Source organism: Pseudomonas sp. Sample_10, from assembly GCF_004321495.1.
In the GTDB taxonomy this organism is placed as follows: Bacteria; Pseudomonadota; Gammaproteobacteria; order Pseudomonadales; family Pseudomonadaceae; genus Aquipseudomonas.
The window spans coordinates 1-20,210 of record NZ_RCOE01000065.1; the positions used below are offsets into that span (position 1 = coordinate 1).

Below are 20,210 nucleotides of genomic sequence, written 5' to 3' on the forward strand. Positions count from 1 at the left end.
TGGAAACGTCCAACGTCAGCACCGTTGAAGAGATGGTCAACATGATCACCACTCAGCGTGCCTACGAGATGAACTCCAAGGTGATCTCCACCGCCGATCAGATGCTCTCGTTCGTAACGCAGAATCTGTAATCAAGTCTATGAGGCGGTCATGCGGCCGCCTGCAACACCGTGAGGTAAGGGTCATGAATCGCTTCGTTTCTGTTCTGGCATTGAGTGGGATCACCGTGCTCGCCGGCTGTGTCGGTCCGACACCCAAGCCCAATGATCCTTACTACGCTCCGGTGTTGCCGCGCACGCCATTGCCGGCTGCCGCGAACAACGGTTCGATCTACCAGGCCGGTTTCGAGCAGAACCTCTATAGCGACCGCAAGGCGTTCCGGGTTGGTGACATCATCACCATCACCCTGAACGAGAAGACCCAGGCCAGCAAAAACGCCAACTCGCAAATCGGCAAGAACAGCAAGGCCAGCATCGGCCTGAGCTCGCTGTTCGGTTCCACCCCCAACACCAACAACCCGTTCGGCAGTGGCGACTTGAGCCTGGACGCCAGCTATGAAGGCGACCGCGCGACCAAGGGTGACAGCAAGGCGGCGCAGGGCAACACCCTGACCGGTTCGATCACCGTGACCGTGGCCGACGTGCTGCCCAACGGCATCATTGCCGTGCGCGGCGAGAAGTGGATGACGCTGAACACCGGCGATGAGCTGGTACGGATTGCCGGATTGGTTCGTGCCGACGATATCTCCACCGATAACACCGTGTCGTCGACCCGTGTCGCCGATGCGCGCATCACTTATTCGGGCACCGGTTCGTTTGCCGATGCGAGTCAGCCAGGCTGGTTCGACCGTTTCTTCCTCAGCCCGCTGTTCCCTTTCTAGGTGGCTACGTTGAATTTCAGAAGTCTCATCGTTGCCGCACTGATGCTGTCCGCGGCCTTCAACGCTCAAGCCGAGCGGCTGAAGGACATCGCCAGTATTTCCGGCGTGCGTTCCAACCAATTGATCGGTTACGGCCTGGTGGTCGGGCTTAACGGTACCGGCGACCAGACGACGCAAACCCCGTTCACCCTGCAGACCTTCAACAACATGCTGTCGCAGTTCGGCATCAAGGTGCCGCCTGGCTCGGGCAACGTGCAATTGAAAAACGTCGCGGCAGTGTCGATCAGCGCCGATTTGCCTCCGTTCGCCAAACCGGGGCAGCAGGTCGACATTACCGTATCGTCCATCGGTAACTCCAAGAGCCTGCGCGGCGGTACATTGCTGCTGACGCCGCTCAAGGGTATCGATGGCAACGTCTACGCGGTGGCCCAGGGCAACCTGGTGGTGGGCGGTTTCGATGCCGAAGGTCGCGACGGTTCGAAGATCACTGTCAACGTTCCCTCGGCCGGTCGCATCCCCGGCGGTGCTTCGGTTGAACGAGCGGTGCCGAGCGGTTTCAACCAGGGCAACAGCCTGACCCTGAACCTCAATCGTTCCGACTTCACCACGGCCAAGCGCATCGTCGACAAGATCAATGACATGCTCGGCCCTGGTGTGGCCCAGGCCATCGACGGCGGTTCGATTCGCGTGACTGCGCCGCTCGATCCAAGCCAGCGGGTCGACTATCTGTCGATCCTCGAAAACCTCGAAATCGATCCGGGCCAGGCGGTGGCGAAAGTCATCATCAACTCCCGTACCGGCACCATCGTGATCGGTCAGAACGTCAAGGTTTCTCCGGCCGCCGTCACCCACGGCAGCCTGACGGTAACCATCACCGAAGACCCGATCGTCAGCCAGCCCGGCCCGCTGTCCAATGGCCAGACCGCCGTCGTGCCGCGCTCGCGGGTCAACGCCGAGCAGGAAGCCAAGCCGATGTTCAAATTCGGCCCGGGCACCACCCTCGACGAAATCGTCCGTGCGGTGAACCAGGTCGGCGCGGCACCGGGCGACCTGATGGCCATCCTCGAAGCACTGAAGCAGGCCGGCGCGTTGCAAGCCGACCTGATCGTGATTTAAGGACGGCGATCCTATGGACATGTTCAAGAGTGGGCGGGTCAGCAGCAGCGATTCGGGTGCGTTCTCCGACCTGAACCGCCTGAACCAGCTCAAGGTCGGCGACAAGAACAGCGACGCCAACATGCGCAAGGTTGCGCAGGAGTTCGAATCGCTGTTCCTCGGCGAGATGCTCAAGTCCATGCGCTCGGCCACCGAAGCGCTGGGCAAGGACAACCCGCTGAACACCGCCGAGGCCAAGCAGTATCAGGAAATGTACGACCAGCAACTGGCCGTCTCCATGTCCCGCGAGGGCGGTGGCATCGGGCTGGCGGACGTGTTGATGCGGCAGATGTCGAAAAACAAACCGCTGGCTCCGGGTGAGGCGGCGACGTTGTCCGCCGCCAAGCAGGAGGCGGCGAAAGCCGCCGCGCAAACGCCGATCGCGGCGGGCACGGTGGCAATCAACGGGCCGTTGTCGCGGGTCAATGGTCAACGTCCTTTATGGGCTTCGCGTTCGGTCAGCGCACCGACAGGCGAGGGCGCACACAGCAACGACATGGCGCTGATCAATCAGCGGCGCCTGGCATTGCCGCCGAAACTGGCTGACCGCTTGCTCGCCGGCCTGGTGCCTTCGGCAACGACTACAGCGACTGCGGCAGTCAACAAAACGCCATTGCCGGAGCGCACCACCCTCACCGGTGCCGGGCCTCTGTACAACGGCGACTGGTTGGCCAATGCGCAGGCAACATCGGGCGCAGGCTTGCAGATCCATGGTCGCGCCATCGCCCAGATTCCACTGGCGCCGGCGAAGAAAGCCTTCAGTTCCGCCGACCAATTCGTCAACACCATGCTGCCGATGGCCAAGGAAGCCGCCGAACGCATTGGTGTCGATCCGCGTTACCTGGTGGCGCAGGCTGCCCTGGAAACCGGTTGGGGTAAATCGGTCATGCGCGCACAGGACGGCAGCAGCAGCCACAACCTGTTCGGCATCAAGGCCAGCAGCAATTGGAAGGGCGATTCAGCGCGCGCGATCACCAGCGAATTCAGAAATGGCGAGATGGTCAAGGAGACGGCCGAGTTCCGTTCCTATGCCTCTTACAAGGACAGTTTCCATGATCTTGTGACGTTGTTGCAGACGAATAATCGCTATCAAGATGTCGTGAAGTCGGCCGATAACCCAGAACAGTTTGTACGCGAGTTGCAAAAGGCCGGTTATGCAACCGACCCGGACTACGCAAGCAAGATTTCGCAGATAGCCAAGCAGATGACGAGTTACCAGAACTACGCTGCGGCGGGCGTTTCCACCACGCCTTTATAGGCATAAGGTCATAAGGTCTGAACCATGAGTTTGCTCAACATCGGAATGTCGGGTTTGTCCGCTAGCCACGCCTCGCTGGTGACTACCGGTAATAACATTTCCAACGTCGATACCGTCGGGTACTCGCGCCAACAAACTGTGCAGAACAGCAAAAATTCTATTCAGTATGGCAATGTGTTCATTGGCACCGGGACCACGTTGGCCGATGTGCGTCGGGTATACAACAGCTATCTCGATGCCCAGTTGCAAACCACCACCTCGCTCAACAGCGATGCGCAGGCTTATCTGGGACAGGCTACCCAGGTCGACAAGCTGCTGTCCGACAGCGGTACCGGTGTGACCAAGACCCTGCAATCGTTCTTCGCTTCCTTGCAGACGTTGGCCGGCAACTCCAATGACAACGCTGCTCGCCAGGCATTGCTGACCAATGCCCAGGGTTTGAGCAGCCGCTTCAATGCCATCTCGCAGCAGCTGTCGCAGCAAAATACTTACATCAACGACCAGTTGGGTTCGATGGCCGATCAGGTCAATAAGCTGGCGTCGAATGTTGCGGCCTATAACAAGAAAATCGCCGAAGTCAGCGGTTCTGGCGGCACGCCCAACGAACTGCTGGACCAGCGTAACGAAACCATTCGCCAACTCAACGAGCTGGTCGGTACTCAGGTGACTGAAACCGAAGGCCGCCTCGATATCTATCTGGGCAGCGGCCAGCCACTGGTGGTCGGCGATACCGTCAACAAGTTGCGCGTGGCGCCGGATCCTGCCGATCCAACTCGCTCGGCGATCATCATGGATCGCAACGGCTCGTCGGTGGATATCACGTCGGTGATGAGCGGCGGCGAAATGGGTGGGCTGGTGCGTTATCGCAATGAGGTGTTGACGCCAGCGGTCAATGGCCTGGGGCGCATCGCCATGGTCGTGGCCGATCAGGTCAACAAGCAGTTGGGCCAAGGTCTGGACCAGAACGGCAACTTCGGCGCGAATCTGTTCAACAACATCAACAGTGCCGCAGCGATCAGCCAGCGCAGCATTGCCAACGGCAACAACAACCCGGCTTCCGGCAACCTGAACGTCACCATCAATGACACCAGCAAGGTGCAGGCCAGTGACTATCAGGTGACCATCACCGCCACCGGTTACAACGTGCGTCGCCTGTCGGACAACACCGACATGGGCAACTTCGCCTTCGCCACGCCGCCCGCTGCACAACCGGTCATCGACGGCTTCAGCCTGAGCATCAACGCCGGCACCGTCGCCGCTGGCGACAGTTTCAAGATCACCCCGACCCGCGGCTCAGCGGCGGACATGACCACCGTCATGACCGACACAAAGACCCTGGCCACCTCCGCGCCGCTGACCTCGACCAAGGCCTCCGGCAATAATGGGACCGGTGCGGTCAGCCAGCCGAACCTGAAAACCCAGCTGGATATTTACGATCCAGTGCAGCGTTTGGAAGTGCAGACGGCGGTCAAGGCATCGATGCCGGTCCGTATGTTGATGACCAGCGCCACGGCGTACGAAGTGTTCGACTCCAAGGGCAACAGCATCGGCACCGGCAGCATCGTGCCAGGCCAGGACAATGATGTGAGCATTTCGGTGCCTTACACCGATGCCGGTGGCAACGCCAAAACCTTCAGTGTGGGTATGACCGTCAGCGGTAGCCCGAAGTCGGGCGATAGTTTCAATATCGCCATGACAGCGGCCGACAGCACCGACAACCGCAACTCCCAGGCACTGCTCGCTTTGCAAACCAAGGCTACCGTCGGTGCCAGCGCTACCAGCCCGGGTGTCAGTTTTACCGATGCATATGGTGGCCTGGTATCGACCGTCGGCTCCCTGACCAAGCAAGGTCAACTGGATGCCACGGCTACCGACACCATCATGACCGGTGCACGCAATGCCCGTGACTCGTTGTCGGGCGTCGACCTCGATGAAGAAGCGGGCAACCTGACCAAGTATCAGCAGTACTACACGGCCTCTTCGCAGATCATCAAGACTGCGCAGGAAATTTTCAGCACCCTGATCAATGCCCTTTAAGGAGCCGTAGAACATGCGTATTTCTACAGCACAGTATTACGCCACGACGGCTGCCAACTATTCGCGCAACCTCAACAATGTGGTGAAAACGGCTGAGCAAGCCAGCAGCGGCGTGAAACTGGCGCAAGCAGCTGATGATCCGGTCGGAGCGGCGCGTTTGCTGCAACTCGAGCAACAAAAGGCAATGCTGGGTCAGTACACGACCAACATCAACGCGTTGAACACGGCTCAGGCGCAGGAAGAAAGCGTGCTGGACAGCATCAACACCGTGCTGCAAAAAGTCAGCGAGCTGGCCGTGCGCGCCGGTGGCGCCTCGTTGAACGACGACGACCGCAAATCCATTGGCGCTGAAGTTGCGCAGGCGGAAGAGCAACTGTTGAATTTGATGAACAGCAAGGACGCCAATGGTAAATACATCTTTTCCGGCGCCAGCAATAACACACAGCCTTTTGTGCGCAACAGTGACGGCACCTACAGCTATCAAGGTGACCAGACCCAGTTGGAACTGAAGATCGGCGATTCGATGTCGCTGGGTCTGAATGATACCGGTTGGGATGTTTTTCAACAGGCAATCAACGCCGCACGCAGCACGACCACCATGACCGCGCCGGCTGTCGATGACGGGCGAGTATCCTTGACCCAAGGCCTGGTGAGTTCCGGTCCTGCGTTCGACGCCAGCTTCCGCAATGGACAGCCTTACACTCTGGCGTTCACCAGCAGTACGCAATTTGTGATAACGGATGCCTTGGGTAACGACGTAACCGCCGAAGCGACGGGTGGGGGTAAATTCGATCCGAACAACAAGGACGGCTCTGACATCAGTTTCCGTGGTGTGAGTTTTGCTCTGGATATCTCATTCCAGGCGACCGACAATCCAGCCAATGCGGATGCGGTCATCGCGGGACACAGTTTCCAGTTGGCAGCAAAGCCAGACAGCTTCGTCAGCACGCGTGCTCCGGGCAACACGTCGGCGGCAGTCATCAGTCAGACTTCGGTAACCAACAGTACCGATTACAAGAGCTTTTTCCCTGAAGGCGGGGCCGTCCTGAAGTTTACCGGGCCTGGGACCTTTGAGTTGTACACCCGTCCGATGACTAGCGGCAGCACTCCAGTGACTACCGGAACCGTGGTGGCTGGCGTGGCGACAGCCGCTGGCGTCAGCTTTACCCTCGGTGGCGCCACGGCTCCTGCGGCAGGTGATCAGTTCGACATTACGGTCAACACACACCAGACTCAGAACGTACTCGATACGGTCAGTCAGTTACGTAAGGCGCTTGAAGTACCGACTTCTGGTAACCCGGCAGCGCAGCGTAATCTGGACAGCGTCATTGCTTCTTCCATTGCCAACTTGAGCAACGCCAAGAACCAGGTGGATCTGGCGCGTGGTGCAATTGGTGCCCGGGGCAACGTGATGGACATGCAGCGCAATTCGATTCAAAGCACCGACCTGATCAACACCAGTTCGCAGTCGGCAATCAGGGAAGCCGACCCGGCTGAAGTCCTGACGCGCCTGACCTTGCAGCAAACCATGCTGCAGGCTGCGCAACTGGCGTTCGCCAAGGTTTCCCAGCTGAGTCTGTTCAACAAGCTTTGAGTCGGTCCTGACCGCTCGCGGCCAGTCCCTGTCACCGGGGGCTGGCTTTTTTTTGCTCTTTTTTTGTAGGAAGCGAGGCGCAAAGGGCGGAATCAGGGCCATAAAATCAAATAAAGCAGCGATCTCTGAGTGACCCGTCAGTCAAAACGCGCATCTTCACTGTATCCTGTCTGCGGGCGGTGAAAGGTGGCGGATGTTCAAGGTGTTTGCTTGAGCGCCGACGATGCCAGGCCCTGACTGTAGACGCCCTCGATTCAGCGAGCGGCGATGTTCAGCTGTTTATTATTGGGAAGCCATAATGATTGGCATAAAAAATATTGCGAGTTACGTGCCGGTAGCCGGGGTTGATAACTACGCCCAGGGTGCAAAGTTCGACAAGGATGAAACCTTCATCCTTGGCAAGATCGGTTCGGCGTTTTTGCCGCGTATGGATGCCGATCAGGAAACCTCCGACCTGTGTGTCGAAGCCGCCAATGCGCTGTTCGCCGCCAGTCCCGAACTCAAGCGTGAAGCCATCGACTGTCTGATCGTCGTCACCCAGAACGGTGATGAAGAAGGGCTGCCGCACACCGCTGCGATCGTTCAGGACAAGTTGGGCCTGCCGACCCATGTCGCCGCTTTCGATATTTCCCTGGGCTGTTCCGGTTACGTCTACGGCATTTATGCGATCAAAGGCTTCATGGAAGCGGCGGGGCTGAAAAACGGCCTGCTCATTACCGCCGACCCGTATTCGAAGATTGTCGACCCGGAAGACCGTAACACCACCATGCTGTTCGGCGATGCCGCCACCGCAACCTGGATGGGCGAAAACGCTGTCTGGCAGCTGGGCAAGTCGAAGTTCGGCACCGACGGTTCCGGTGCACCGCACTTGAAGGTTACCGATGGTGTGTTCTTCATGAATGGCCGTCAGGTATTCAACTTTGCACTGTTGAAAGTCCCGGCGCATTTGCATGAGCTGCTGGACGAGTCGAACCTGCAAGCCGGCGACATCGATGCCTTCTGCATTCACCAGGGCAGCGCGGCCATTGTCGATGCCGTGGCGCGTCGCTTTGAAGAAGGTGAGCCGGAGAAGTTCGTCAAGGACATGCTCGAAACCGGTAACACGGTTTCATCGAGTATTCCGTTGCTGTTGCAGAACCACGTGTTCGATTCGAAATGGACGCGCGTGGCGATCAGCGGCTTTGGCGTAGGCCTTTCGTGGGGCTCGGCGATTCTTTATCGCGGCTAATCAATCCGAACGCAGGCAAAAAAAACGCCCGGCAACTCAGGTTGCCGGGCGTTTTGCGTTTTTCTGGCGCCGACTTTTTGTCTGTAAAGCCTTGAAAATAAAGGGCTGGCACGCTGCCACTAAAAAATTCGAAAAAACCCCTCAAGCAAAGCCACCTCACGACGATAACTATTACGTAGGTTCTCTAGGCCACACCCGGCGGTTGCCAGGGCCGGAAGCCGCAGTATCCATCCAACGAGGATTTCGTCATGGCTTTAACCGTAAACACCAACATTGCCTCCATCAGCACCCAGGGTAACCTGAACAAAGCCGGCGGTGCCCTGGCTACTTCCATGCAGCGCCTGTCTTCCGGCCTGCGTATCAACAGCGCCAAAGACGACGCTGCTGGCTTGCAAATCGCTAACCGCCTGACCAGCCAGATCAACGGCCTGGGCCAAGCGGTCAAGAACGTGAACGACGGTATCTCCATCGCTCAAACTGCTGAAGGCGCGATGCAGGCTTCGACCGACATCCTGCAAAAAATGCGTACCCTGGCTCTGTCCTCGGCTACCGGCTCCCTGAGCGCAGACGACCGTAAGTCGAACAACGACGAATACCAGGCTCTGACAGCTGAACTGACGCGTATCTCCCAGACCACCACTTTCGGTGGCCAGAAGCTGCTGGACGGTTCGTACGGCACCAAGGCTATTCAGGTCGGCGCCAATGCCAACGAAACCATCAACCTGAGCCTGGAAAACGTAGCGGCCAGCAATATCGGTTCGCAGCAGATCAAAAGTAAGGCAATCGCACCGAGCGCTACTGGCTTGGCTGGCGGCAATATCACCGTTACTGGTAACGGCCAAACCAAGACTGTTGCTTATGGCGCTGCTGCTTCGGCGAAAGACATTGCCACTGGCCTGAACGGCGCAATTGGTGGTCTGACTGCTACTGCCAGCACCGAAGTCAAGCTGGAAGTGGGTGCCGCTACACCAGCAAACTTCAAGCTGGCTGTGGGTAGCAGCGGTACCGTTGACTTCGTAGGTGTTACCGATCTGGCAGGCCTGGCAGACCAACTGAAGTCCAACGCTGCCAAGCTCGGTATCAGCGTTAACTACGACGAAGTGAACAAGAGCCTTTCGGTAAAATCCGATTCGGGCGAAAACCTGACTTTCTCGGGTGCTGACGCTAACGCGATTGCAAACATCAAAGTCGGTGCAAAAGATGGCAGCGGTGCATTCGCTACCCCAACTGCATTGGTTGGCGCAACGACTGTTGTTACCGGTCAGGTCTCCCTCGACTCCGCCAAAGGCTATTCGCTGAGCGACACCGCTACTGGCGTCTCGGATGTGTTCTCTGGTGCAACTGTTTCGTCGACCAAGAAAACCATCGCTCAGACTGACGTGACCGATGCTACCAATGCTCAAAACGCACTGGCAGTTATCGACAAGGCCATCGGCACCATCGACGGCGTCCGTTCGGGTCTGGGTGCTACCCAGAACCGTCTGACCACCACTGCTGACAACCTGCAGAACATCCAGAAGAACTCCACCGCTGCTCGTTCTACCGTGCAGGACGTGGACTTTGCGGCTGAAACTGCAGAGTTGACCAAGCAACAAACGCTGCAATCGGCTTCGACTGCCATCCTGTCGCAAGCTAACCAGCTGCCATCCGCTGTACTGAAGCTGCTTCAGTAATTTCAGCGTTTGGTAAATGACGGAGGGGCGCGTTTACGTGCCCTTTTGTCTTTTCCGTGATGAGGAGATGGGACATGGATATGAGCGTCAAGTTGAACCAGTCTTATCCACAGGTTGCACCTCAAAGCCAACCTGCACCGGTTGAACCGGTCAGTCGGCCGAAGGTTGAAGCTGTTGCCCAGGCGGCGACAGAACCCAAGCGCGACGAGCTGGAAAAAGCGGTTACCGATATTCGCGAGTTTGTTCAAGCAAGCCAGCGCAAGCTCGACTTTTCCATTGATGACTCTACCGGCCGGGTTGTGGTCAAGGTCATCGCCACCGAAAGTGGTGACGTGATTCGCCAGATTCCTTCGGAAACTGCATTAAAACTGGCGCAAAGCCTGAGCCAAGCCAGCAGCCTGTTGTTTGACGACAAGGTCTGAGCTGGCATGAATATTGTTGGTATCTGTGATTGAGGCGCACCTCGCCAAGAAAACGGCGGCCACTGGATAAGGAGTAAGACGATGGCGGGTTCAACGGTTAGCGGTATTGGTTCGAACATCGATACCCAGGCGATTGTTAAATCTTTGGTTGATGCCGAAAGAGTTCCTAAACAAACGCAGATCAACACTCAAACGTTGAAAGCAACCACCACGCTGTCGTCGATCGGAAAGATTCAGGCGGCGCTGGATGCTTTTCGTGGTGCTCTTACCACCATGAGCACAGGCAGTAGTTTCACGGGGCTGACCGGTACGTCGTCGGATGAGAAAATCGCTACGATGACAGCTGGTAATGGCGCGTCTACCGGTAGTTTCAAGCTCGTTGTTTCGCAGTTGGCCAGCGCCTCAAAACTGTCGACCAAGACCTTTGCTGGCGGAGCATCCTCGGTGGTTAACAGTGGAACGTCTCCGACCACCTTGACGATTTCGCAGTCGGGCAAGAAATATGATCTGAGCGTGCCTGCAGGCGCGACGCTGCAGCAAGTGCGTGACTCGATCAACTCGCAATTTTCAACTGCCGGTTTAAGTGCAAACATCCTGACTGACTCCACTGGTTCCCGGCTGGTGTTGACCTCCACAACCATGGGCGTTGGTTCAGATATCACGTTGTCGGGTAATTCAGGCGTCGATGTCGGCGCCACTGTTGTGGAAGTGCCGAAGAATGCCAAGTACACCATTGACGGCAGTATTGCCTTGGAGTCCAAGACCAATACCATTGAGGAAGCGGTCAGCGGCGTGAGTATCAAGTTACTGGCGGTCTCACCTAAGGACGCCACCACCGGAGTGCAGACACCGATTACCATTGCAGTAAGTACCAATACCACGGTAATGAAATCCGGGGTAAAGGGTTTTGTCGATACCTACAACGCTTTGATGAAGGCTATAAGTGACGAGACTAAGGTCACTATCGGCGAAGATGGAACGCCGACTGCGGGTACATTGACCGGCGATGCTTCGATGCGCACCCTGACTAGTTCGATCCGCAACGAACTGAATGCGATGTCAGGGAACGGAACCTTCAAATCACTGGCGCAGTTCGGAATTAGTACAGACTCGACAACGGGTCTGCTGACGATGGACGACAAAAAGTGGGATAAAGCAATAACTACGAATGCTGCGGACATCGGCAGTATTTTCAATGGCGAAACCGGCTTGCTGAAGCGTCTCACGACGGCCACTGACGACTATGCCAAGGCAAGTACGGGCACCTTGGCCGAGCGTTCGAAATCCTTGACCGAAAGCCTCACTGAGCTGAAAAAACAACAGTCTACCCTTGATGAGCGTATGACTTTGTTGCAAACCAGTCTTTCGGCAAAGTACAACGCTATGGACTCCCTGGTAGCTAAGCTTCGTGCTCAGAGCGACAGCATCATGACTACGCTCAATGCGCTGAATAACCAAAAAGACGACTAATTTCGTCGGGCATAAAAACCCAGGCAGTCTGTAATGACAGCGCCTGGGTTTTTTCATTGGTGGACGGTCTGCGTTAAAGTTCTCTGTCGCTCAGTCGACATAAAGATCAGAGCCTTCCCAATTTCAAGCTGTTGTCTGTCACGAGGTAGAAACATGAACCCCATGAGAGCCCTTCGCCAATACCAGAAGGTCAATTCCCATGCCCAGATCTCTGAAGCCAATCCTCATCGTCTGGTGCAGATGCTGATGGAGGGTGGCCTTGATCGTATGGCTCAAGCCAAGGGTGCTCTGGAGCGGGGTGACATCGCCCTGAAGGGTTTGATGCTGGGCAAGGCTACCGACATCATTATCGGGCTACGGGATGGGTTGAACCCGGAGAAAACCGAAGATCCTGCGTCTATTGAACAGTTGGACAGCTTGTATGCCTACATGACCAACCGATTGATAGAGGCTAACACTAGCAACGATGTAGCCATCATCGACGAAGTATCTGGCCTGCTCGAAACCCTGAAAAGCGGTTGGGATGCGATTGCCAGCCCACAGGCCTGACGGCCGAGGATGACGTCATGAGTCAAGCACTGCAGCGAATCGCAGAAACCCGCGAGGCCCTGGTCGACGCCCTGGCGGCGCGAAATTGGGACGCTATTGGCGAGCTGGATGCGGCATGTCGGGAGTGTGTCGATGAGGTACTCAGTGAAGCACCGATCAATGAAGATGCGGTGCGAGCCAATCTTGAGGGGTTGTTGGCCGTGTATAAAGACTTGCTGACGGCGACGATGGGTGAGCGTCAGGCGATAGTCGACGAGATGTCGCAGATCACCCAAGCACAAAAGGCATCAAAGGTTTACCATCTGTTTGGTTAATTGACGCCAGTTAATCCAAACAAAGTGCGCCATAAATTTGACTGTGCACGGATTTTTGACTTAACTAGTGGCTGTTCCAGATTTCAGTCGTCTTCAGGCATATCAGGCCTGCAAGCGTTTAGCTTGCCCCAGCATTTTGGGCATTGAGTTGACTAGGGAAGTTGCTATTGCATGTGGCGTGAAACCAAAATTCTGCTGATTGATGACGATAGCGTCCGCCGCCGCGACCTGGCGGTGATTTTAAATTTTCTCGGTGAAGAAAATTTACCCTGCGGAAGCCATGACTGGCAGCAGGCTGTCGGCTCTTTGTCGTCTAGTCGAGAAGTAATCTGTGTCCTCATCGGGACGGTCAATGCTCCTGGTGCACTTTTGGGCTTGCTAAAGACACTCTCGACCTGGGATGAGTTCCTTCCGGTTTTGCTAATGGGCGATAATTCTTCCATTGACTTGCCTGAAGACCAGCGTCGCCGGGTGCTTTCGACTCTCGAAATGCCACCGAGCTACAGCAAATTGCTCGATTCGTTGCACCGTGCCCAGGTCTATCGCGAGATGTACGACCAGGCCCGGGAGCGCGGTCGTCATCGCGAACCCAATCTTTTCCGTAGTCTTGTCGGCACCAGCCGGGCGATTCAGCACGTCCGCCAGATGATGCAGCAAGTCGCCGACACCGATGCCAGCGTGCTGATCCTCGGTGAGTCCGGTACCGGCAAGGAAGTGGTCGCGCGCAACCTGCATTACCATTCCAAGCGCCGCGAAGCGCCGTTCGTGCCAGTCAACTGCGGGGCTATTCCTGCCGAGCTGCTCGAGAGCGAATTGTTCGGCCACGAGAAGGGCGCCTTCACCGGCGCGATCACCAGCCGCGCCGGGCGTTTTGAACTGGCCAACGGCGGTACCCTGTTCCTCGATGAAATCGGCGACATGCCGCTGCCGATGCAGGTCAAATTGCTGCGCGTGTTGCAGGAGCGCACCTTCGAGCGCGTGGGCAGCAACAAGACCCAGAGCGTCGACGTGCGCATCATTGCGGCGACCCACAAGAATCTCGAAAGCATGATCGAGATCGGCACTTTCCGCGAAGATTTGTACTATCGCCTGAATGTGTTCCCGATCGAGATGGCGCCCTTGCGCGAGCGCGTCGAAGATATTCCGCTGTTGATGAACGAGCTGATCTCGCGCATGGAGCACGAGAAGCGTGGTTCGATTCGCTTCAACTCCGCCGCCATCATGTCCCTGTGCCGTCATGGCTGGCCGGGCAACGTCCGTGAGTTGGCGAACCTGGTGGAGCGCATGGCGATCATGCACCCGTACGGGGTAATCGGCGTGGTCGAGTTGCCGAAGAAATTCCGCTACGTCGACGACGAAGACGAGCAGATGGTCGACACCCTGCGCAGTGATCTCGAAGAGCGCGTGGCGATTAACGGCCATACCCCGGACTTCACCGCCGGTGCCATGCTGCCGCCGGAAGGCCTGGACCTTAAGGACTACCTGGGTGGCCTGGAGCAGGGCTTGATTCAACAGGCGCTCGACGATGCCAACGGCATTGTGGCGCGTGCTGCCGAACGCCTGCGTATCCGACGCACCACGCTCGTGGAGAAGATGCGCAAGTACGGCATGAGCCGTCGTGACGGAGATGAACAGGCGGATGATTGACGCCTGTTTTTCAAGTCATTCATTTATAGGCGGTTTTTTTTAGGCACGGGTATTGCTACATCCCTCGCAACGTTCCGTTTAACTGACGGTCAGCACAGCGAGAGAGCACGATGCCCCAAGCCGCCCAGATGTCTCATGGCCCTGATGCCCTGGGGCAATCATCGTCCGTAGAACAGGCCAGCCGGCTTGGCCTCGAGCAGGCTTTCGCACTGTTCAACCAGATGTCGAGTCAATTGACCGACTCCTACAGCATGCTTGAAGCGCGGGTCACCGAGCTCAAGGGCGAACTGGCGGTCGTCAGTGCCCAGCGCATGCAGGAGCTGGCGGAAAAAGAACGCCTGGCCAACCGTCTGCAAAACCTTCTCGATCTGTTGCCCGGTGGTGTCATCGTCATCGACGCTCAGGGTGTGGTGCGTGAGGCCAACCCGACGGCCTGCGAGCTGCTCGGCCTGCCGCTCGAGGGTGAGTTGTGGCGTCATGTCATTGCGCGCTGCTTTGCGCCGCGTAAAGACGATGGTCACGAAGTCTCTTTGAAGGATGGTCGACGCCTGTCGATTGCCACGCGTTCGCTGGACGCTGAGCCCGGTCAATTGGTGTTGCTCAACGACCTGACTGAAACCCGTCATCTGCAAGATCAACTGGCTCGACACGAGCGGCTGTCCTCCCTGGGGCGCATGGTTGCCTCGCTGGCCCATCAGATTCGTACGCCCTTGTCCGCTGCATTGCTCTACGCCAGTCATTTGACCGAGCAAGCGTTGCCCGTCGAGACTCAGCAGCGTTTCGCCGGGCGGCTCAAGGAGCGTTTGCACGAGTTGGAGCATCAGGTACGCGACATGCTGGTGTTCGCGCGCGGCGAGTTGCCGTTGACCGACCGCGTCACGCCGAAGCAATTGATGCAATCGTTACAAGCGGCGGCGCTGCCCCACGTGCAGGATCTGCCGATCCGCTGGCAGTGCGACAGTCATGCCGGTGATCTGCTGTGCAATCGCGACACCCTGGTCGGTGCGCTTCTCAACCTTATCGAAAACGCCATTCAAGCCAGCGCCGGTGACGTGCGCTTGAAGGTGCATCTGTATGCCCGGGACAACCATTTGCGTGTGTGTGTCAGCGACAGCGGCAGTGGCATCGAAGGCACCGTGCTGGCGCGTCTGGGTGAGCCATTTTTCACGACCAAAGCCACCGGCACCGGTCTCGGCCTGACCGTGGTCAAGGCGGTTGCCCGTGCTCATCAGGGAGAATTGCAGCTGCGTTCGCGAATCGGTCGCGGCACGTGTGCGCAGGTAGTCCTGCCGCTTTTTGTCAGCGATAAAAGCAGCGCTCAGGGAGCGGAGTGAAGGTCATGGGTATCAAGGTTCTGCTGGTCGAAGATGACCGCGCGCTGCGTGAAGCGTTGGCCGATACGCTCTTGCTCGCCGGGCATGATTACAAAGCCGTCGGTTCGGCGGAAGAAGCCCTGGCGGCGGTCGAAACCGAGGCGTTCAACCTGGTCGTCAGCGACGTCAACATGCCGGGTATGGACGGGCATCAACTGCTTGGCCTGCTGCGCGCGCGACAACCGCAACTGCCGGTGTTGCTGATGACGGCGCACGGTGCCGTGGAGCGGGCGGTCGATGCAATGCGCCAGGGTGCGGCCGATTATCTGGTCAAGCCGTTCGAAGCCAAGGCATTGCTCGATCTGGTATCGCGCCATGCGTTGGGCAATCTTGGCGCCAGCGACAACGAAGGGCCGGTGGCTTTCGAGCCGGCCAGTGCGCAACTCCTGGAATTGGCCGCACGTGTAGCACGCAGCGATTCCACAGTGTTGATCTCGGGTGAGTCCGGCACCGGCAAGGAGGTGTTGGCGCGCTACATTCACCAGCACTCGCACCGCGCCAGTCAGCCATTCATTGCGATCAACTGCGCGGCGATTCCCGACAATATGCTCGAAGCCACGCTGTTTGGTCACGAGAAGGGCTCGTTCACTGGCGCCATCGCGGCCCAGGCCGGCAAGTTCGAGCAGGCCGACGGCGGGACCATCCTGCTCGACGAAATCTCCGAAATGCCCTTGGGGCTGCAAGCCAAGTTGTTGCGTGTGCTGCAAGAGCGCGAAGTCGAGCGGGTCGGTGCGCGCAAGCCGATCACGCTGGATATTCGCGTGGTCGCCACCACCAACCGGGATCTGGCCGGGGAAGTGGCGGCGGGGCGCTTCCGTGAGGATCTCTATTATCGTCTGTCGGTGTTCCCGCTGGCATGGCGGCCGCTGCGGGAGCGTACCGCCGATATTCTGCCGCTGGCCGAGCGGCTGCTGGCCAAGCACGTCAACAAAATGAAGCATGCCGCGGCGAGGTTGTCGCCCGAGGCGCAGGCGTGCCTGATCGCCTACCCGTGGCCGGGCAATGTGCGCGAACTGGATAACGCGATTCAACGCGCATTGATCCTGCAACATGGCGGCATGATTCAGCCTCAGGATTTCTGTCTGGCAGGGCCGGTGGCTTGCGCGCCGTTGCCGGCATTGGTGCCGCTGTCGACGCCGCTGCGCACGGTGGAAGTTGACGCCGAGTCTGCCGGGGCGTTGGGCGATGACCTGCGACGTCGCGAGTTCCAGATGATCATCGACACCTTGCGCACCGAGCGCGGCCGCCGCAAGGAAGCTGCCGAGCGTCTGGGCATCAGCCCGCGCACCTTGCGCTACAAGCTGGCGCAGATGCGGGATGCCGGGATGGATGTCGAGGCGTATCTGTTCGCCACCTGACCCGCTCTTGCAGAGGGGCTGGCTGGAAAGCTGGCACCCTTGTTGCTAACACCTCATTACCCGCCGAGTGAGTGTCAAAAAATTGCGGGCCGCCAAAGAGAGAAATCATGAGCCAAGGTATTGAATTCAATCGGTTGATGCTGGATATGCGCGCCATGCAAATGGATGCCATGTCTGCGCCTAAATCGACTGCCGCCGTCCCTGAACTGAATGGCAGCAGCTTTTCCGACATGCTCGGTCAGGCCGTCAATAAAGTGAACGACACCCAACAGGCTTCCTCTCAGTTGGCCAGCGCCTTCGAGATCGGCAAGAGCGGCGTCGATCTGACGGACGTGATGATTTCCTCGCAGAAGGCCAGCGTGTCTTTCCAGGCATTGACCCAAGTACGTAACAAGCTGGTTCAGGCTTACCAAGACATCATGCAGATGCCGGTTTAAGGACGAGATTGAGTCATGGCAGAAGCAGTCGCCGATAATGTTCCGGCCAAGGCCACTCCAGTAGACGGCAAACCGCCGCTGTTCGGGTTGTCCTTCCTGGAAAACCTCTCCGAGATGACCATGCTGCGTCAGGTGGGCCTGTTGGTCGGCCTGGCTGCGAGCGTGGCGATTGGTTTTGCCGTGGTGTTGTGGTCCCAGCAGCCGGACTACCGTCCGCTGTACGGCAGCCTGGCCGGTATGGACGCCAAGCAAGTCATGGACACCCTGGCCGCCGCCGACATTGCCTACACCGTCGAACCGAACTCCGGCGCCTTGCTGGTCAAGGCTGAAGACCTGTCCCGTGCGCGGCTCAAGCTCGCCGGCGCTGGTGTCACTCCCAGCGATGGCAACATCGGTTTTGAAATTCTCGATAAAGAGCAGGGCCTGGGCACCAGCCAGTTCATGGAAGCGACCCGTTATCGTCGTGGCCTCGAAGGTGAACTGGCCCGGACCATTTCCAGCCTGAACAATGTCAAGGGTGCTCGCGTGCACCTGGCGATTCCGAAAAGCTCGGTGTTTGTGCGCGATGAACGCAAGCCGAGTGCGTCGGTACTGGTTGAACTGTATTCTGGCCGCTCGTTGGAGCCGGGCCAGGTGGTGGCCATCGTCAATCTGGTGGCGACCAGCGTTCCCGAGCTGAGCAAGTCGCAGATCACTGTTGTTGACCAAAAGGGCAACCTGCTCTCCGATCAGGCGGAAAACTCCGAACTGACCATGGCCGGCAAGCAATTCGATTACAGCCGCCGCATGGAAAGCATGCTCACCCAGCGTGTGCACAACATCCTGCAACCGGTGCTGGGCAACGATCGCTATAAAGCCGAAGTCTCCGCCGATGTGGACTTCAGTGCCGTCGAGTCGACTTCCGAGCAGTTCAACCCCGATCAACCGGCGTTGCGCAGCGAGCAGTCGGTCAACGAACAACGTACCGCCAGCAATGGTCCGCAAGGTGTCCCCGGTGCCTTGAGCAACCAGCCACCCGCGCCGGCCTCCGCCCCGCAAACCACCGCTGGCGCTGCGCCTGCTGCCGGGATGGTCCAGCCAGGCCAGCCGCTGATCGATGCCAACGGCCAGCAAATCATGGACCCGGCCACCGGCCAGCCGATGCTGGCGCCATACCCGGCTGACAAGCGTCAACAATCCACCAAGAACTTCGAACTCGACCGTTCCATCAGCCATACCAAGCAGCAACAGGGGCGTCTGAATCGCCTGTCGGTGTCGGTGGTGGTGGATGACCAGGTCAAGGTCAACCCGGCCAACGGTGAAACCACCCGCGCACCGTGGACCGCCGACGAATTGGCGCGCTTTACTCGCCTGGTCCAGGACGCAGTCGGTTTCGATGCCAGCCGTGGTGACAGCGTCAGTGTGATCAACATGCCGTTCTCTGCCGATCGCGGCGAAGTGATCGCCGACATACCGTTCTATTCCCAGCCTTGGTTCTGGGACATCGTCAAGCAAGTGCTGGGTGTCCTGTTCATTCTGGTGCTGGTGTTCGGCGTACTGCGCCCGGTGCTCAACAACATCACCGGTGGTGGCAAGGGCAAGCAGCTGGCCGGTATCGGCAGCGATGTCGAGTTGGGTGGCATGGGTGGTCTGGACGGCGAACTGGCCAACGACCGTGTCAGCCTTGGCGGCCCGCAAAGCATCTTGCTGCCTAGCCCGAGCGAAGGCTATGACGCACAGTTGAACGCAATCAAGAGTCTGGTGGCAGAAGACCCGGGTCGTGTGGCCCAGGTCGTGAAAGAGTGGATTAACGCAGATGAGTGATAACCGAGCCGTTGCCGCCAAGCTGACCAAGGTCGACAAAGCCGCGATTCTGCTGCTGTCCCTTGGCTCTACCGATGCCGCCCAGGTGTTGCGCCACATGGGGCCCAAAGAGGTCCAGCGTGTGGGCGTGGCCATGGCGCAGATGGGGAACGTTCACCGTGAGCAGGTCGAGCAGGTGATGAGCGAGTTCGTCGACATCGTCGGCGACCAGACCAGCCTGGGCGTCGGTTCCGATGACTACGTGCGCAAAATGCTCACCCAGGCCTTGGGCGAAGACAAGGCCAACGGCCTGATCGACCGCATTCTGTTGGGTGGCAACACCAGTGGCCTCGACAGCCTGAAGTGGATGGAACCCCGCGCCGTCGCCGACGTTATTCGTTACGAGCACCCGCAGATCCAGGCGATCGTGGTGGCCTACCTCGACCCGGATCAGGCCGGTGAAGTGCTCGGCAACTTCGACCACAAGGTGCGTCTGGACATCATTCTGCGGGTTTCCTCGCTGAACACCGTGCAGCCAGCGGCCCTGAAAGAACTCAACCAGATTCTCGAGAAGCAGTTCTCCGGCAACTCCAACGCTTCGCGAACCACCCTGGGCGGCATCAAGCGTGCGGCGGACATCATGAACTTCCTCGACAGTTCGATCGAAGGCCAGCTCATGGACTCGATCCGCGAAGTCGACGAAGACCTGTCCGGTCAGATCGAAGACCTCATGTTCGTGTTCAACAACCTGGCCGATGTCGACGACCGCGGTATCCAGGCATTGCTGCGCGAAGTGTCTTCCGATGTGCTGGTGCTGGCGCTCAAGGGCTCGGACGAAGGCGTCAAAGAGAAAATCTTCAAGAACATGTCCAAGCGTGCCGCCGAACTGTTGCGCGACGACCTCGAAGCCAAAGGCCCGGTGCGCGTCAGCGATGTGGAAACCGCGCAGAAAGAAATCCTCACCATCGCCCGCCGAATGGCCGAAGCCGGAGAAATCGTTCTCGGTGGCAAGGGCGGCGAGGAAATGATTTAA

General features: G+C 58.2%; 18 protein-coding genes. All 18 read left to right on the forward strand.

Features of this window, described 5'->3' with window-relative positions; translation table 11 throughout:
- Positions 1-131, forward strand: a 131-nt coding sequence (locus tag D8U18_RS06680; RefSeq protein ID WP_277752465.1) for a flagellar basal body rod C-terminal domain-containing protein, incomplete at its 5' end; no start/stop codon positions are given.
- 53 nt (positions 132-184) lie between these two features.
- Positions 185-880 (forward strand): flagellar basal body L-ring protein FlgH, encoded by a 696-nt coding sequence (gene flgH / locus D8U18_RS06685; protein WP_056853038.1) that lies wholly within the window; start codon positions 185-187, stop codon positions 878-880.
- Between the two features lie 42 nt (positions 881-922).
- The gene (locus tag D8U18_RS06690; RefSeq protein WP_162250571.1) at positions 923-1,996 is read left to right on the forward strand and encodes a flagellar basal body P-ring protein FlgI; all 1,074 of its coding nucleotides are present in this window, start codon (positions 923-925) and stop codon (positions 1,994-1,996) included.
- 13 nt (positions 1,997-2,009) lie between these two features.
- Positions 2,010-3,293: a flagellar assembly peptidoglycan hydrolase FlgJ gene (gene flgJ, locus D8U18_RS06695; protein WP_131107312.1), complete on the forward strand. Its 1,284-nt coding sequence runs from the start codon at positions 2,010-2,012 to the stop codon at positions 3,291-3,293.
- A gap of 24 nt (positions 3,294-3,317) precedes the next feature.
- Positions 3,318-5,330, forward strand: coding sequence for a flagellar hook-associated protein FlgK (gene flgK / locus D8U18_RS06700; RefSeq protein ID WP_131107313.1), 2,013 nt, complete (start codon positions 3,318-3,320; stop codon positions 5,328-5,330).
- 13 nt (positions 5,331-5,343) lie between these two features.
- Positions 5,344-6,924, forward strand: coding sequence for a flagellar hook-associated protein 3 (locus D8U18_RS06705; RefSeq protein WP_131107314.1), 1,581 nt, complete (start codon positions 5,344-5,346; stop codon positions 6,922-6,924).
- A 298-nt stretch (positions 6,925-7,222) separates the two neighbouring features.
- Entirely contained in the window at positions 7,223-8,152 is a 930-nt protein-coding gene (locus tag D8U18_RS06710; protein WP_056853033.1) for a ketoacyl-ACP synthase III, read from the forward strand.
- A 248-nt stretch (positions 8,153-8,400) separates the two neighbouring features.
- Positions 8,401-9,825 carry a flagellin gene (locus D8U18_RS06715; protein ID WP_131107315.1) on the forward strand — a complete coding sequence of 475 codons (1,425 nt, stop codon included), beginning with the start codon at positions 8,401-8,403 and terminating at the stop codon, positions 9,823-9,825.
- Positions 9,826-9,899: 74 nt separating this feature from the next.
- Positions 9,900-10,247, forward strand: coding sequence for a flagellar protein FlaG (locus D8U18_RS06720; RefSeq protein WP_131107316.1), 348 nt, complete (start codon positions 9,900-9,902; stop codon positions 10,245-10,247).
- An 81-nt stretch (positions 10,248-10,328) separates the two neighbouring features.
- Positions 10,329-11,717 carry a flagellar filament capping protein FliD gene (gene fliD, locus D8U18_RS06725; RefSeq protein ID WP_131107317.1) on the forward strand — a complete coding sequence of 463 codons (1,389 nt, stop codon included), beginning with the start codon at positions 10,329-10,331 and terminating at the stop codon, positions 11,715-11,717.
- 153 nt (positions 11,718-11,870) lie between these two features.
- On the forward strand, positions 11,871-12,266 hold the full coding sequence (gene fliS, locus D8U18_RS06730; protein WP_131107318.1) for a flagellar export chaperone FliS: 396 nt from the start codon (positions 11,871-11,873) through the stop codon (positions 12,264-12,266).
- A gap of 17 nt (positions 12,267-12,283) precedes the next feature.
- On the forward strand, positions 12,284-12,580 hold the full coding sequence (gene fliT, locus D8U18_RS06735; protein ID WP_131107319.1) for a flagellar protein FliT: 297 nt from the start codon (positions 12,284-12,286) through the stop codon (positions 12,578-12,580).
- A gap of 171 nt (positions 12,581-12,751) precedes the next feature.
- Positions 12,752-14,227 (forward strand): sigma-54 dependent transcriptional regulator, encoded by a 1,476-nt coding sequence (locus tag D8U18_RS06740; protein WP_056853027.1) that lies wholly within the window; start codon positions 12,752-12,754, stop codon positions 14,225-14,227.
- Positions 14,228-14,355: 128 nt separating this feature from the next.
- Positions 14,356-15,561 carry an ATP-binding protein gene (locus tag D8U18_RS06745; protein ID WP_162250570.1) on the forward strand — a complete coding sequence of 402 codons (1,206 nt, stop codon included), beginning with the start codon at positions 14,356-14,358 and terminating at the stop codon, positions 15,559-15,561.
- 5 nt (positions 15,562-15,566) lie between these two features.
- The gene (locus D8U18_RS06750) at positions 15,567-16,958 is read left to right on the forward strand and encodes a sigma-54 dependent transcriptional regulator (RefSeq protein WP_130932058.1); all 1,392 of its coding nucleotides are present in this window, start codon (positions 15,567-15,569) and stop codon (positions 16,956-16,958) included.
- A gap of 107 nt (positions 16,959-17,065) precedes the next feature.
- Positions 17,066-17,395, forward strand: coding sequence for a flagellar hook-basal body complex protein FliE (fliE, locus tag D8U18_RS06755; RefSeq protein WP_056853024.1), 330 nt, complete (start codon positions 17,066-17,068; stop codon positions 17,393-17,395).
- A gap of 15 nt (positions 17,396-17,410) precedes the next feature.
- The gene (fliF, locus tag D8U18_RS06760; protein ID WP_056853023.1) at positions 17,411-19,198 is read left to right on the forward strand and encodes a flagellar basal-body MS-ring/collar protein FliF; all 1,788 of its coding nucleotides are present in this window, start codon (positions 17,411-17,413) and stop codon (positions 19,196-19,198) included.
- Positions 19,191-20,210, forward strand: coding sequence for a flagellar motor switch protein FliG (gene fliG, locus D8U18_RS06765; protein ID WP_056853022.1), 1,020 nt, complete (start codon positions 19,191-19,193; stop codon positions 20,208-20,210). The genes fliF and fliG overlap by 8 nt, the downstream gene beginning before the upstream one ends.

Coding starts and splice junctions, on each gene's coding strand:
- flgH (WP_056853038.1), top strand. CDS start 185: ATGAATCGCTTCGTTTCTGTTCTGGCATTGAGTGGGATCACCGTGCTC.
- D8U18_RS06690 (WP_162250571.1), top strand. CDS start 923: ATGCTGTCCGCGGCCTTCAACGCTCAAGCCGAGCGGCTGAAGGACATC.
- flgJ (WP_131107312.1), top strand. CDS start 2,010: ATGGACATGTTCAAGAGTGGGCGGGTCAGCAGCAGCGATTCGGGTGCG.
- flgK (WP_131107313.1), top strand. CDS start 3,318: ATGAGTTTGCTCAACATCGGAATGTCGGGTTTGTCCGCTAGCCACGCC.
- D8U18_RS06705 (WP_131107314.1), top strand. CDS start 5,344: ATGCGTATTTCTACAGCACAGTATTACGCCACGACGGCTGCCAACTAT.
- D8U18_RS06710 (WP_056853033.1), top strand. CDS start 7,223: ATGATTGGCATAAAAAATATTGCGAGTTACGTGCCGGTAGCCGGGGTT.
- D8U18_RS06715 (WP_131107315.1), top strand. CDS start 8,401: ATGGCTTTAACCGTAAACACCAACATTGCCTCCATCAGCACCCAGGGT.
- D8U18_RS06720 (WP_131107316.1), top strand. CDS start 9,900: ATGGATATGAGCGTCAAGTTGAACCAGTCTTATCCACAGGTTGCACCT.
- fliD (WP_131107317.1), top strand. CDS start 10,329: ATGGCGGGTTCAACGGTTAGCGGTATTGGTTCGAACATCGATACCCAG.
- fliS (WP_131107318.1), top strand. CDS start 11,871: ATGAACCCCATGAGAGCCCTTCGCCAATACCAGAAGGTCAATTCCCAT.
- fliT (WP_131107319.1), top strand. CDS start 12,284: ATGAGTCAAGCACTGCAGCGAATCGCAGAAACCCGCGAGGCCCTGGTC.
- D8U18_RS06740 (WP_056853027.1), top strand. CDS start 12,752: ATGTGGCGTGAAACCAAAATTCTGCTGATTGATGACGATAGCGTCCGC.
- D8U18_RS06745 (WP_162250570.1), top strand. CDS start 14,356: ATGTCTCATGGCCCTGATGCCCTGGGGCAATCATCGTCCGTAGAACAG.
- D8U18_RS06750 (WP_130932058.1), top strand. CDS start 15,567: ATGGGTATCAAGGTTCTGCTGGTCGAAGATGACCGCGCGCTGCGTGAA.
- fliE (WP_056853024.1), top strand. CDS start 17,066: ATGAGCCAAGGTATTGAATTCAATCGGTTGATGCTGGATATGCGCGCC.
- fliF (WP_056853023.1), top strand. CDS start 17,411: ATGGCAGAAGCAGTCGCCGATAATGTTCCGGCCAAGGCCACTCCAGTA.
- fliG (WP_056853022.1), top strand. CDS start 19,191: ATGAGTGATAACCGAGCCGTTGCCGCCAAGCTGACCAAGGTCGACAAA.